At 58.3% G+C, this 14,548-nt stretch carries 5 protein-coding genes; 4 read left to right on the plus strand and 1 reads right to left on the minus strand.

Annotated features, from left to right (window positions below; all coding sequences use genetic code 11):
* Positions 1-365 precede the first annotated feature (365 nt).
* Positions 366-7,772, minus strand: a complete 7,407-nt coding sequence (locus J3U88_RS19540; RefSeq protein WP_207860630.1) for a proprotein convertase P-domain-containing protein — start codon at positions 7,770-7,772, stop codon at positions 366-368.
* Positions 7,773-8,800: 1,028 nt separating this feature from the next.
* On the opposite strand from J3U88_RS19540, the gene J3U88_RS19545 reads away from it, so the two are divergent.
* The 4 genes from J3U88_RS19545 to J3U88_RS19560 all read left to right on the plus strand — a co-directional run bounded on the left by J3U88_RS19545 (position 8,801) and on the right by J3U88_RS19560 (position 14,265).
* Positions 8,801-10,570, plus strand: coding sequence for a protein kinase domain-containing protein (locus tag J3U88_RS19545; protein ID WP_207860631.1), 1,770 nt, complete (start codon positions 8,801-8,803; stop codon positions 10,568-10,570).
* A 7-nt stretch (positions 10,571-10,577) separates the two neighbouring features.
* Complete coding sequence (locus tag J3U88_RS19550) at positions 10,578-12,800, plus strand: protein kinase domain-containing protein (protein ID WP_207860632.1); 2,223 nt, start codon at positions 10,578-10,580, stop codon at positions 12,798-12,800.
* A 14-nt stretch (positions 12,801-12,814) separates the two neighbouring features.
* A complete protein-coding gene (locus J3U88_RS19555) occupies positions 12,815-13,396 on the plus strand; it encodes a class I SAM-dependent methyltransferase (RefSeq protein WP_207860633.1) in 582 nt (193 codons plus the stop codon).
* A 353-nt stretch (positions 13,397-13,749) separates the two neighbouring features.
* On the plus strand, positions 13,750-14,265 hold the full coding sequence (locus tag J3U88_RS19560; RefSeq protein WP_207860634.1) for a hypothetical protein: 516 nt from the start codon (positions 13,750-13,752) through the stop codon (positions 14,263-14,265).
* Positions 14,266-14,548 lie beyond the last annotated feature (283 nt).

Raw genomic sequence — 14,548 nt, forward strand, 5'->3', positions numbered from 1 at the left:
CCTCAAGAAAAAAATCGGCCTCCCTAAAGGAAAACAAGAAAAGCCAACGAATGAATGTTCAATTTTTATTCGAAAAGAATCGAAAAAAACACGTTCTTAAAAAAGGAAATTAAAACAAGTCACAGCGTTTTCACGCTTCAAAAAACGAACCAAACACTAGCAGAAAATTCAAACAAAAACCAAGGAAAATATCCCAAGCTACTCTTTTAACAATGGTTACCCTACAAAACCAGTCTGTTAAGACAGAGGATTTTCATCCAATTGAACGGATTAAAAAGAAAGGCCCGCGCGAGGCGGGCCTAACAACAGAATCCTTTTTTTGACCGGGTCAAGCCCGGGCCGGAGCCCGGGCAAGCCGGATCGGGTTAGTCCACACAATCCTCAACACGGATGTAGAGGAAGTCCAAGACGTTGATGATGCCGTCACCGTTGGCATCTTCTTCGGTCAGCATCAGCCAGTCAGGCGCCAAGAATGCAACGTCGCGTTCGTCGTTGCAGAGGTCGCCGTTGAGGTCGAGGAAGCTGGTGCTTTCGCCGACCAAAACCGTGACTTGCGCCGTGGCGGTATTGCTGTTGGCGTTTTCATCCACCGTGACCGAGTAGACCGTGGTCGCTTGAGGCGCGGGATCCAAGGTGACCGGATTCCCTGCTGGGAAGTCGGAAGCGTTGGTCACATCACGCCATTGGATGGTGACGTCGTTGCTGAAGCAGGTGGGGTTCGCATCCAGTACGACGAAGTTAAGCCCTTGGGCAATCGACACGGGAACCAGAACGTCCACATCTTGAATGGTGAGGGTGACGGTGTCGGCAAGGACACAGGAACCACTCGCCACTTCCCACTGCAACACGTACTCACCAATGAGATCGGTGGTGAAGGTTGAGGTGGGGCTGTTGGCGTCACTGAAGGAGGTTGCCGCACCGTTGGGGCCGGATTCAACCGTCCAAGTCCCGGTACCCACACCCGGCGCCGTGGCACCCAAGGTGATGGTATCGATCAGACAGGCGCTGAAGTCGGCACCCGCCTCGGCGGTCGGTGTGCTGAAGAACTGAACGTTGACCGTGTCGATCGCGGTACAGTTCACACCGTCGGTTTCTTCCCACTGAAGGACGTAGGAAACCCCGGTGGTGCCGGTGAAGGTGGTGGTGGTGGCGTTTGGCGTGGCGATCACACCGTTGCCGTCACCGGAAGTAATGCTCCAGGTACCACCGGTTCCGTTGGAAAGCGTGGCCGTCAAGGTGGCGGGATCTTGGTCGCAGACCAGTTGATCGTCGCCGGCATTGGCGGTCAAGAGCGGACGGAATTCGACATCCAGGGTATCCGAGGTATCGGGGCAGATGCCGTTGCTGATGGTCCAGGTCAGGGTGTAGGTGGCACCAATGGTACCGGTGAAGGTTGACGTGGGCGAGGTATCGTCGGAGAAGACCCCGTTCATGTCGGGACCGGTATAGGTCCACCGGCCGGATTCACCCGCGCCGGCGGCGTTGGCGGCCAGTTGCGCACTGCCGTCACAAGCACCGGTCGCACCGGATTGATCCGGGCCGGCGTTGGCGGCGGTTGGCGTATTGCCGAAGGTGAGGGAGACGGTATCCGCGGACGGCGTACAGTTCCCACTGGCGATGGTCCAGGTGAAGACGTAGGTGCCGAGGGCGTCTACGGTCACCAAGGCGCCGGGATCGTTGGCACCGTTGGGGTAGGTACCCGCGTCGGTAGTGGTGAAGACCGCGTTACCGGGACCGGTGAAGGTCCAAGTCCCGTCGCCCATGCCCGCACCGGGCGTATTGCCGGCGAGGTTGGTGCTCAGGGTGTCACAGATGGTGCGGTCATCGCCGGCGGCGGCGGTGGCGGGATCCATGTTCAACGTGATGCTCACGTCGTCTTGGTTGCCGGTGCCGCAGGAGCCGTTGAGAACGGTCCAGCGCAGGACATAGACGTAACCGCGGTTACCGGTGAAGGTTGCGGTTGGCGTGTTGGCGTCGGGCGCGAAGGATTCGCCGCCGGGGTTCGCACCCAAGTCGGCGTCAATCGGGGTCGCGCTGACGATGGTCCAGGTACCGGTACCCACGGCCGGCGTGTTGCCTGCCAGTGTGTAGCTAGCACCGCAGATTTCTTCATCGTCGCCGGCCGTAGCCAAGGTCGGTGCCGCTTCGAAGGTAATGGAAACTTCGTCGGGCAGGACACAGATCGCATTGGCGGTTTGGAAGGCCAGGGTGTAGGTTTCACCGGCACTACCGGTAAAGGTGGTGGTGAAGCCGCTGTTGGCCGGGGTCGTCTCGGTGGTACCGGGAACGCTTGTGAAGAAACCGAATTCATCGGTATTGCCGTTGGTCGCAAAAACCCAATTACCGTTGTAAGAGGGATCGCTAAGCGGATCGGGCAAACCGGCGAGGTTGACGGTACCTTGGTTGAAGTTCAAACCCCAACTGGTGATTTGACCGGTATTCCCAACGGTATCGTCGAGAATATCCAGGCGCCATTCACCGGCCAGGCTGACCCCGTCAAAGACGTCCAAACCGTTGCTGCCGCCGCGGGTCACGTTCCCGAAGGGACGCTGATAACCGGTGGCACAGCTGACGGCCGCGGTTGCTTCATCATCGTAGATGCGCATGCCGGCGGAAGCCGCACCGCAGCTCAGGAGGTCGATCAAGACCAAGGTACGGCCTGATTCAACATGGGTCAGGGTGGCGCGCAGGTCGTCGGCGTTGGCGTGTTCAAAATTCAACATAACGTTGAGGTCGGACACGGTGCCGAAACGATCCACGGTGATGCTGTTGGAGAAGGTACTGGTACCGTCGTCGGGAATGGCGTCGGGACCCAGGGTCGCCGTCATCTTGGCGCCACCGGCGCAAACGGTTTGGTCGGAACCACCGTTGGGTGTATCCGGCGCTTCCAAGAAGTCGATGGTGATTTGGGTGCTGTCCTCACGACAAGGCGAGTTGGTCAACAACCACTGCAAGGTGTAGCTGACACCGGCGTCGCCGGTGAAGGTATCGTCACCTTGGGTGGAGGTGGTGCTGTTGGTGGAACCAAAGCGACCGTTGGTGTTGTTAATGGGATCGGTGGACACGATGGTCCAGGTGCCGGCGCCGCGTGACGGCAGCGAACCCGCAACCCCGTTGTGACCACCGTCAAGCGTCACCGAGGTGGTGCAGGATTGTTGGCTGGTTGCGGTGGCAATCGGATCTTCGACAAGCAGAATTTCTACTTGGTCGGAGGTAGAACAGACGTCTTCACGCAGTGCCCACTCGAGCAAGTAGGTAAACCCGCGGGTACCGGTGAAGGTTGAGTTGAAGGCGTTGACATCGCCGAAGGAGGCGTTGCCGTCACCCGTAATCACGCGCCAGGTGCCCGTCACGTTGGGGTCGGCCGGATCGTTGCCACCAAGAATGGTAGAGGCAACACACAGAAGCTGGTCGGCACCCGCGTTGGCAATGGGCAGTTCCTTAATAATGACCTCGGTCACGTCGGAAGAGACACAGGTCGTACCGGTGAACACTTCCCAACGCAGTTCGTAGGTGGTGCCTACATTACCGGTAAAGGTCGAGGTGGGACTGCTGGGATCACTGAAGGTTTCACCACCAAGATTGGCGGCGGGGTCGGCACTTTGAATGCTCCACACACCGATACCAACCGTCGGCGCGGTCCCGCTAAGCGGAACGGTTGCGGTCAGGCCGCCTGGAGGACAGGCGTTGGCATCGACGCCGGCGTCGGCGGTCGAGGGTGTTGGTGAAAAACGGGCGGTGATCATAGAACTGGAAGTATCACACTGGTTGGTAACACTCCAGGTCAAACCATAGTCCGTTCCGTTGGTGCCGTGGAAGGTGGCGTTGGGCAGGTTGGAGGTCAAGGTACCGGGTGTTCCGTCGAAGTAGCCGTTGCCGTCACCGGAAGTGATGGTCCAGGTACCCAAGGTCGCGTTGGCCGGTTCGACCGTTGCGTTGAGCTGGATCATGGTACCGGAACCTTCGCAGAGTTCCACACCATTGGCCATGCCCCCGAAAATAGGTTCATCGGAACCCACCGCGTCGTTGTCCGGTTGGAAACTGATATCCACCGAGTCGCTGGTCAAGGGGCAAGGATCCGAACCCGTGACTTCCCACTGCAGGGTGTAGTTTTGGCCCGAGGTACCGGTAAAAGTATCGGTTGGGTTGTTGGACGTGGTGGTACCCGGCGTCACACCGAAGTAACCACGACCGTCACCACTGGTAATGGTCCACTGACCGGTACCAAGCGCGGGCGTCGTGGCGGCCAAGGTGGTGGTTGCGTTGTTTTGGGTACGGAAGCCCAGACTCCAACCGTTCAAGGTACCGGTTTCACCAGTTTCGTTGTCGGTCACGGTCAAGGTCCACATCCCGGTTACCGCTTCGCCGTTCAGTGCCGAGAGCGCCGCTTGCGGCGCAATGAACTGAGGCAGATAAGCCACGGTGCCGGTCATGCCGCGACACATGTCGCCGGTGGCGCCGTCGCGGAAACCCAGGTTGGCGGCATTCCCCGAAACGTTACATTTGGTAGAACCGTCAAAGATTTGAACCATGGTGCCCATGGGACTGGTCAGCATGAGATCGACTTGAGACAGTTCGGTGTGGGTGATTTGTACGAAAACATCCACGCCCAAAATGGTGGCGCCGTTGGGATAGGTACCCGCGCCGGGATCGGTCACCGTGATAACGTCCGTGGTCGTTGCATTGTCGTTGAGTGCAGTCGTACCACCGGATTGATCCATCCGGGTGGGATCGGCACACACGGCTTGGTCGGCACCGGCTTGCGCAACAACCGTATCGACAAATTCGATGTCAACCGTATCAGTGCTGTCGGTACAAGGTGCGTTAGCGGTGGTCCAAGTCAAGGTGTAGGTTTGACCCGGGGTACCGGTAAAGGTGGTGGTCGGATCGTTGGCGTCCGCAAGCACACCCATCCCGTCGGCCGCGCCGGTAATGGTCCAGGTACCGGTCCCCACGCTTGCCGCGGTGGCGCCCAGAGTGGCATTGACCCCGCACACCGCGTTAACACCGGTTTGATCCGGTCCCGCGTTTGCCGGGGTGGGATCGTCAACCAGGGAGATGGTCACATTGGCGAAGCTGTCGGCACAAAGGCTGCCGCTTTCCACGGTGTAACGCAGACCATAGCTGGTGCCGCGCGTACCGGTGAAGGTGTCGGTGGGGTTGTTGGTGGTCAGGGTACCGGGTACACCGCCGAAGTAACCGTTGCCGTCGCCGGAAGTAATGGTCCAGACAGCGGTACGGCCGTCGGGATCGCTACCGTCCAAGGTGGCGGTATCGGAACAAACGGTTTGGTCGGTGGCCGTCGCGGTGGGCGGTGGCGCGCCGAAGAACACCTGGACATCATCGGTACTCGGCGGGCAAGGGCCGCTGTCCGGCGTGATGGTCCAACGCAGTTGATAGGTGGTGTTCAGGTCACCGGAGAACGAGGTGGTGGGACTGGTCGCATCATTAAAAGAAAATGCCGCGCCACCAGGGCTCGACGAGGTAACAGACCACAACCCGGTTTCGCCGGCGCCGGGCGCATTCGCGGTCATCGCGATAATCAAGGCGCCGCCTTCCGGTGGACAGAAGACTTTTTGTGAACCCGCTTCTGCAACCGTGGGTTCGCTGTTGAAGGTCACCACGACATCATCGCTGGAAAGCGGGCAAACCCCGTTGGTCAGGGTCCAACGCAAGGTGTAGCTTGCGCCCTGGGTTCCATTGAAGGTGTCCGCTTCGTTGGTCGAAGAAGTGGTTCCCGGCGTGCTGCCGAAGTAACCATTGCCGTCGCCGGAGACAATCGACCAAGAACCGGTCACATCCAAACCGGAAGCCGCGTTGGCAGCCAGGGTTGCGGAAGAACCACAGATATCTTGATCCGCACCGGCCGCCGCGACCGGGGAATCGTAGAAGGTAATGCTTACCGTATCGGTATCTTGACAGGTCCCGTTGGTTTCTTCCCACTGAAGCACGTAGGTGGTGTCAACGGTACCGGTGAAGTTACTGGTCGGCGAGGAAGGCGTGGTAATGGTGCCACCCGCACCGGAGACGATGCTCCAGGTGCCACCGGAGCCCGTGGAAAGGGATGCACCGAGCGTGGTGGAGGTGCCACATACATTTTGATCAGCCCCCGCGGCGGGCGCCAAATCTTCTAACAGTTCAATCACCACATCATCCGAGGAGATGGGGCAGACACCGTTGGTGATGGTCCAACGCAGGGTGTAGGTCACGCCTTTGGTCCCCGTGAAGGTGGTGGTTGGCGAAGTCGCGTCGGCAAAGGAACCACCCACGCCGGAAACCACGCTCCAGGAGCCGCTTTCTTGGAAGCCGGAGGCCGCGTTCCCAGCCAGGGTCGCCGTGTCGGCACACAAGGTTTGATCGGCACCCGCGGCGGCAACCGTGGGGTTGTCGAAGAAGGTAATGCTCACCGTATCGGTATCACTACAGCTTCCATTGTTCTCCGTCCATGTCAGAACATAAGTTGTTCCAAGGGTACCGGAAAAGGCAGAGGTTGGGCTGGTTGGTGTGGTAACCGTACCGCCCGCGCCGCTGGTAATCGACCAGGAGCCGTCGGTGCCGGTTGAGAGGCTCGCCCCAAGGAAGGTACTGGTACCGCAAACACTTTGGTTACTGCCCGCGTTCGGCACAACGTCCTCACGCAAGTCAACCACGACATCATCCGAGGAAATCGGACAAACCCCGTTGCTGATGGTCCAGCGCAAGGTGTAGGAAACACCCCGTGTCCCGGAAAAAGTTGCGGTGGGGCTGTTCGCATCGGAAAACGAACCACCGGATCCTGCAACGACCGACCAGGTACCCGTCTCCTCGAAGCCCGCGGCCGCGTTAGCGGCCAAGGTGGCGGAGGCGGCACAAACGTCTTGGTCGGCGCCCGCGGCAGCCACGGTGGGGTTGTCGTAAAAGGTGATGGTCACCGAATCATTGCCCGAGCAAGAACCGTTGGTTTCGGTCCATTGCAGGGTGTATTCGGTACCGACAACGCCGCTGAATTGAGACGTTGCGCTGGTTGGGGTGGAAACGGTGCCACCCGCGCCGGAGGTGATCGACCAAGAACCGGTGCCCGAGGAAGGCGTCGCGCCCAAGAAGGTGGTGGTGCCACAGACATCTTGGTCGGAACCGGCATTGGCAACAACCGGTTCGAAGAACTCGATGTCCACATCATCGGTTTCAGCGTTACAAAGCCCGTTTACGGTTGTCCAGCGCAGGGTGTAAGTTTGACCCGCGGTGCCGTTAAAGGTGTCGGCTTCGTTGTTGGAGGTTACGGTACCCGGCGTGGCGCCAAAGTAACCGTTGCCGTCACCGGAAACAATCGACCAGGTCCCGGTTCCCAGGGTTACCGCTGTCGCGGCCAAGGTGGTGCTGGTACCGCACACGCCGTTGGTCATCCCCGTTTGGTCGGCCCCGGCGTTTGCCGTGGTTGGGCTACTAAACAGAACCACCGTATCGTCCGAGCAGGTGGTGGTGTCGGCCTGGGTAATGGTCCAGCGCAAGGTGTACTCAACGTCGACCTCGGCGGTAAAGCTGGCATTGGGATCGGTGGGATCATTAAATGCCCCCTGACCCGCCGGGCTGACCACGGTCCACATGCCGGTGTTACCGGCGCCGGGGTCGTTACCGAAAAGCCCGGTATTGGTGGTGGTACCCGTGGGCAAACACCCGCGGATATCGTCGCCCGCTTCAGCGGGACATTGCGCGCGAAGCACCGACCCCTGGGCAAGCAGGAAGCCGCAAAACACGCACATAACTATCTTCAACATCAAAGGTTGCAGGGACATATCATCTACCCTCCGTTTCCGTATAGGATGAGACCCATGATTCACATTCACCGCCTGACGCGAAAAAACGCGACGACGACGAAAACTCTAACGAACGAAATCGTGGATCGGAAATTCGCTAGCTTTCCTTGAATTCCGCTAATCCACGAGTTCCAGACTGTGACTTTTTGACTGATTAGAACTAGCATGCACCCTAAGCACCTCGAATTGCAAGAATTTTTTTCAAGTGTCACGGATCACAGACAGCCACATTTAAACTTTTCCTTTTAAAAAACTTTGCCATCCATTGCGACCTTCAAATCGGCCCGTGGATTTCCTCGTATCCGGCCGCGACGGGGCTTGCGAACAAAGCGAAAAAAACGCGAAACAACGACCTTCCAAGCTCACGGTGACACCCATCCTCGCGCCTCATGAGGCCGAGGTCTCAGCGGGTAAACGCCCCGCCGGCGCTTCAGCTCATGCCTCGCGGTTCCCCCGCCAACAGCGCTCAGGGCCGCCTGTCGTTGTGTTGGGAGAGCTAAGACCTGGGAACAAACAACTTTGAAAATACCCCTCGGACGGCTAAGATAAAATCAACCCTTAACCTAAGAAACACGAAAACGCGCACTGATTTTAGCTAAACCTCTGGGCTGCAACGGCCTGTAAAAATGCTCATCGCACCCAACGGCCGCGGTCAGGAGCGACCGCGGTCCGCTGTTTCCATGCCATTTCGCCTCAGATCTTTAGCCAAAATCCCTCGCTCTTATCCCACCTCTTAGGTTTGTGTAAGATACGTGCAGGTCAAGAATTGTTCGGGATCAGCACCCACAGGCGCGGGATCGGTTATAATGACGCCGAGACCGTCCATGGGTCGTTCCAGGCAAGCATCTGGATTTTCCAAGTCTGCCGGGGCAAGGGTTTTGGGCCTGCTCGCAACCCGTTCCGCCCACCACCCGTTTATCCCTGTCGTGTTTTGTTAATGGGTCCGAAAGGTCCCACCTCATCTCCCTGCTTGCGCGTTGTTACGCCGACGAAAGAGTGCCGCCCCCATGAAAGTCACCCAATCCGACCCTAGCCCCACCAAGCCGAGCCAAGAAAACCCGCCCGCCATGAAATTTTTGGTGTTTACCGACCTTGCCGGCAGTACCCACATGGTGGAACGCCTCGGCGACGCGGCGGCCGCGGAAATTTTTGCGCACCATGATCGCATCGCCCGCAATTTAATCGAGCGCTGGCACGGCCGCGAGATTGACCGCACCGACGGTTTTTTTCTCATATTTGATCGCGCCGTCACCGCGGTCGGTTTTGCACTCGCCTATCACCAGGCGCTGCACGACCTAGCCGCCTCACGCAAAGTCGAAATCAGTTCACGGGTGGGTATTTATTTAGAAGAAGTACGCATTGTCCAGAACACGCCCGAAAAAATCGCGCGCGGCATGAAGCCGGTAGAGGTGTTGGGCCGGCCGGTTCGCCTGGCGGAACGTTTGATGGACATGGGCGACGCCGGTCAAACCCTCTTAACCCGCGCGGTTTTGGATTTGGCGGTCAGCGCCGCCAAGGAAACCCCGTTTACCGACCGACCCTTCAAGTGGGTGAGCCACGGCGAGTACACGCTTTCCAAGCTCGGCCCCACGCTGGAAGTTTGCGACATCGGCGATCCCGACCTGGCCCCCTTCTCCACCCCGGAATCCCCCATCCTGGGCGAATCCTTAGTCGGCGTTTCCATTCCGGGCGAACAACTGTGGATCCCCCGCAAAAACGAGGAGATTCCCGGCCACAGCCATTGGGTCCTGCGCAAAAAACTGCGCCGTATCGGCGATCAAAGCGATTGGATTGGTGAACACGTCAAAACCGGTGATCGCCGCGTTTTCAAAATTACCAACGAACCGGAACAACTCAAGATGCTCAAACGCGAGGTGGCGGTATTCCGCCTGCTCCGCGAAGAACTGGGCGACCGCGCCGACATTACCCCCATCCACGACTGGAACTTCGAGTATCCCCCCTACTTCTTAGAAATGGGCTGTACCGAACAAGGGTTCCTGGACGATTGGGCCGAAACCCAAGGTGGTCTCGACCAACTCTCGCTGGACGTGCGCCTCGACCTCATCATCCAAATCGCAAAAACCCTGGACGCGGCCCATTCCGTCGGCGTATTACACAAATGCCTCAGCCCCAAAAGCGTGCAGGTTCAAGTTGACCAAAACGGGAAAGTATACCCGCGCTTGTGCAACTTCGGATACGGCGCCATCGCACGACCGGAACGCCTCAAAGACATCGGTATTTCCACCGCTCAAATGAAAATACCCACCTTGTTTAACGCCCAACTCGGGGTTTCCGAACTGGCCCTCTACCTCGCCCCCGAGGTGCAAAAAGGCCAATCCGCGACGCTGCAATCCGACGTTTACTCGCTGGGCGTGCTCCTCTACCAAATGGTGATCGGTAGTTTTGAGGGATCCACCACCGGTTATTGGCAGGAACGCATGTCCGACAAAGTCATGCGCGACCTCATTTCCGATTTGGTCGACAGTGATCCCAACAAACGCCTGATGCGGCCCCTTTGGGTGGTGGAACAGCTACAGAGCATGGATGAAAAACGCGCCGAACTCGCGGAACAAACCGAGGCCGCGGAACGGCGGCGCGCCCAACACGAGGAAGACCTCAAAGCGGCGCTCAGCCAAGCGCAGAGCTACCGCAAAGCGGTGCTGGTATTAGCCCTGCTCCTGCTAACCTCGCTGGGTATCCTAGGCGTCAGCGCCTTTGCCCACGGTCAAGAGCCGCCCGACCCAGCCCGGGTCAGCGAAACCACCACCGATCCGTAGGGGTTTTATGGATACGGATGAACACGTCCTCACGGTCGAACTCAAAACCCTGGCCATCGTCGACCTCGCCAACCGCGAAAACTTGGTCGATTTGCTGGGCCGTTCCGGTAGCGAAGAACGCGAATCGGTGCATGACGCCATTGTGCGCCAATGCCTCCACCAATTCCAAGGTCGCGAAATCGACCACACCGCCGGTTTCCTCCTGCTTTTTAACCGGCCCATCGACGCTCTCTATTTCGCGCTCGCCTACCATGCGGAGCTGACCAAACTCGACGCGCGCTTCGCGGGCGGGGGGCACCATACCCAAACCGTCCCCATCGGCCGCGTCGGCATCCACCTGGGTGAAGTCTACTTGGTAGAAAACAACCCGGACGACGTCGCGCGCGGCGCCAAACCCCTTGAAGTCGAAGGTTTGGCCAAACCGATGGCGGCGCGCTTGATGAGCCTCGCCCTGGGACGGCAAACCTTATTGACCCGCGGCGCCTACGATCTGGCACGCCGTGCCATGACCCACCAAACCAAACACCCGCAACCGATTGAATGGTGCCACCACGGCGCCTATCAATTCAAAGGGGTTAGCGAACCGGTCGACGTGTTTGAAGCCGGCGTCGAAGGCGTGGCGCCCCTGACCCCGCCGCCCTCCTCCAAAAAAGTTCGTCGCCTCACCCAAGAAGAAGACCTGGCGGGCTGGCGACCCGGCGCGGGCCGCGATATTCCCCACCGCGCCAATTGGCGGCTGAGTAAAAACCTGGCCAAGAAAAACTACGGCGAAGTCTGGCTCGCCAACCACAAAAAAACCGGCGATCCACGGGTCTTCAAATTCTGTACCGATCCTGCCCACCTGACCCGTCTGCAACGCGAGGTAACCATGTTCCGCCTGATGCGCGAAACCCTGGGCACCCGCCGCGACATCAACCGCATCCTGGATTGGAATTTTGAGGACGCCCCCTATTTTGTAGAAACCGAATACACCAAAGGCGGCAACCTGGTGGATTGGGCCGAAAAACAAGGCGGCCTGAACCAAATTCCGCTCACCAAACGCCTGGAAGTGGTGGCACAAATTGCCGACGCCTTGGCGGCAGCCCATTCCGTGGGTGTCCTTCACAAAGATCTCAAACCAAAAAACATTTTGATGACCACCGATCTCAACGGTGAACCCTGCCCGCAGCTCAACGATTTCGGTATTTCGCAATTCACCACCAAGGAATTGCTCCAAAGTGTAAATTTCACGGTGATGGGTTTCGGGGATCAGGTATTCGACGGCAACAGCAAGGAACGCGGCATTTCCATGTACCAAGCCCCGGAGCTCTTGCAAAGTCAGCCCCCCAGTGTTCAAGCCGACATTTTCGCGCTCGGCGTCCTCCTCTACCAGATGGTGGTCGGCGACTTCAAACGGCCTTTGGCCCCCGGCTGGGAACGCTCTATCGAGGACGGCCTGCTCTGTGACGATATCGCTGAAATGACCGACGTGTCGCCCGGCCAACGCATGGGCAGCGCGGCCGAGGCGGCCACCCGCGTGCGTTATCTGGAAGATCGCCGCCGCGCACAACACGCGGAACGCGAGGAAAAAGAAGCCCTTGCCCACAAAGAAGCGGTCATCGAAAAACTCAACAAAAGACGCAAACGTGTCATTTTCACCTTGGGCGCCCTGGTCGCGGTCGCCGGCTTCTTTTTCTTTCAAGCGCAACGCCACCGCATGCAGGCCAACCAGCTGCTGCACAACGCGGTCATCGAACGCCACGCTTCCGAGTTATGGCTTGACGCTTTTGAAACCAACAGTTTGCCCGATGAACCAGAAACCGTTCGCGTGCTTTTGGATCGCGCAACCCGGCTCCTTCGCAACCGCCGCCTCAACAACCCCACCAAGGCCGCGGTCGGTAGCCAACTCGGCTTGGCTTATTTGCGCCAAGGTCACTTGGTGGAAGCCGAGCAGTTAATTCAAGAGTCCTTTGAATGGGAACAGAAAAATTACCGGCCCAAAGACCCTCGTCGCTCCCGCTCGCTCACGGCGCGGGCACTGCTTCAATTGGAACGGGGCGACCACGCGGCCTGTGAGCAAGACCTACGCAAAGCGTGGGAACTGGCGTCTGAATCGGGCAAAACCGGGGTTCCCTACCGGAAAAATGTCCTCTATGCCTTGCTATACCTTTATGAAAAACAAGGAAACCAAGAGCAAATCCTCGTCATCCGCAAACGGATCAATGTAGAGGAATCCGGCCCCGGAACCTAAATCAGGCGGCAACCATGCTTGAATTCGGCCTGTTCGCCCTGCTGCTCCTGCTCGGCGGTTCTCTCATTTGGCACACCTTTCGAACCGGTATTTCCCCCGTGCCGACACCGCCCAAGGTCGCGCGAACCTTCGCCCGCGGCCTGGACGAGGTCATCGTCAACGCGGAAACACCTCCGCGCCACGCCTGTGAATTGGGCTGTGGCTGGGGTAGCCTGCTCATCCCCAGCGCCAAACGCATTCCCCATCTGCACTGGCGTGCCTGGGAACGCTCGCCCCTACCCTATGCGATCACCCGCCTGCGCCTGATGCTACAGCTCGGCGGAAAACAGCGAGCCCGCATCCAATGTTTTCGCCGCGATTTCCTCAAGGCCGATTTGCGCGATGCGGATGTAATTTTGTGTTACCTCTTTCCAGGCGCAATGACCGCCTTGGCCGACAAGTTCCTCCGCGAAGGCCTACCCAACGGCTGGTTAATCAGCCACACCTTTCGGTTACCGGGCCACGAACCGTGGCGCACCTATCAAGCCGACGATCTGTACCGTACCCCGGTTTATATTTACCGCCTAGGCGAACCCGGTCCAAAGCAAAGCATTTGATTTCAACCACCTGCGATTTTTTTCGACTTTTTTTCGTTTTTTTTCCGTTTTCGCCGGCGGTTTCCCGCCCAAATCGCGCTTTATATTAATGATGGGTTATGGTCCTGAGCCGGACTGCTAAAGCAGTGCGATCCAATCAGGAACGCACGTCGGTTCTCATCCCAGCCCGCCGCGGCGGGCGCGCTCCCACGCGGGACCGGCAATCGTTCACATCCACTCATGGTTTTCGGCTCAGGCCCCACACCTAATCAACCCTATAAAAACCTTTTCAATAACCCACAAACCCTTTTTATCTTGTGCTTTGTGGAATCTATAAAAGCGGCGAAACGCGCTGTTTACCCGAGGAATTTCCTATGTTTGTCCTGCTCACGATGTTGTGGCTGGGTTGCCCCGAGCCACCGGTTCCCACGTTAAACAACCCTTGTGAAAAACATTGTCTCCCCGAGCAAAGCACCGGCTGCTCGGTTCGCAACAACGCCTGTCACCGTTCTTTGGCAATCGGCCTGGATTGGTACACATCGGTTCTCGAGAAGTCCGCCGACCCGGGCGACACGGATTGCCGTCGCAAAACCATGCAACAAACCCTGGATGCATTTCGCACCTCGCTGGACCTCCACTTGAGCTGCGGGCGCTGCAGCGAGGCCGAGGCACATCCGCCCTACAGCGCGGTACAGATTGCACAACGCTTGCTGGACCAATGCAGTAACCAATTCCGCTGGGGCCATTTGGACGAAAAACGGGTCGCAACCCGCCTGATCCAGGTTTCGCGTTTGCTGCGTCAGGATCGCCGGCCAGGCATGGCCCGTTTGGCCGACCAACTGGAACATTTCGTTACCGGGATGAACCCAACACCAACCGATAACGGCTAAATTACCCGCATCCAAGCAACAACACCCAAAAAGGCCTCCCCTACCCGGGAGGCCTTTTTTGGTCTGGAAGCGTCGATTGCTTCCCTCGAAATTCGACACAAGCGAATCCCCTTCAGTTAGAATGAGATGGCTCCAAATCCTCCAATCCAATGGTTTTTTCGTACGCAGGTCGTGCTCGGTCCGCAATTGGGCCAATCTATGGAACGAAAAAAAGGTTATCCGTTACCCGGAACCAACCGAAAGGTTTGGTAGCCCGCCCGATGCAAGCCACTCGCGTACCGAA

The sequence above is a fragment of the Acanthopleuribacter pedis genome (assembly GCF_017377855.1).
GTDB lineage: Bacteria > Acidobacteriota > Holophagae > Acanthopleuribacterales > Acanthopleuribacteraceae > Acanthopleuribacter > Acanthopleuribacter pedis.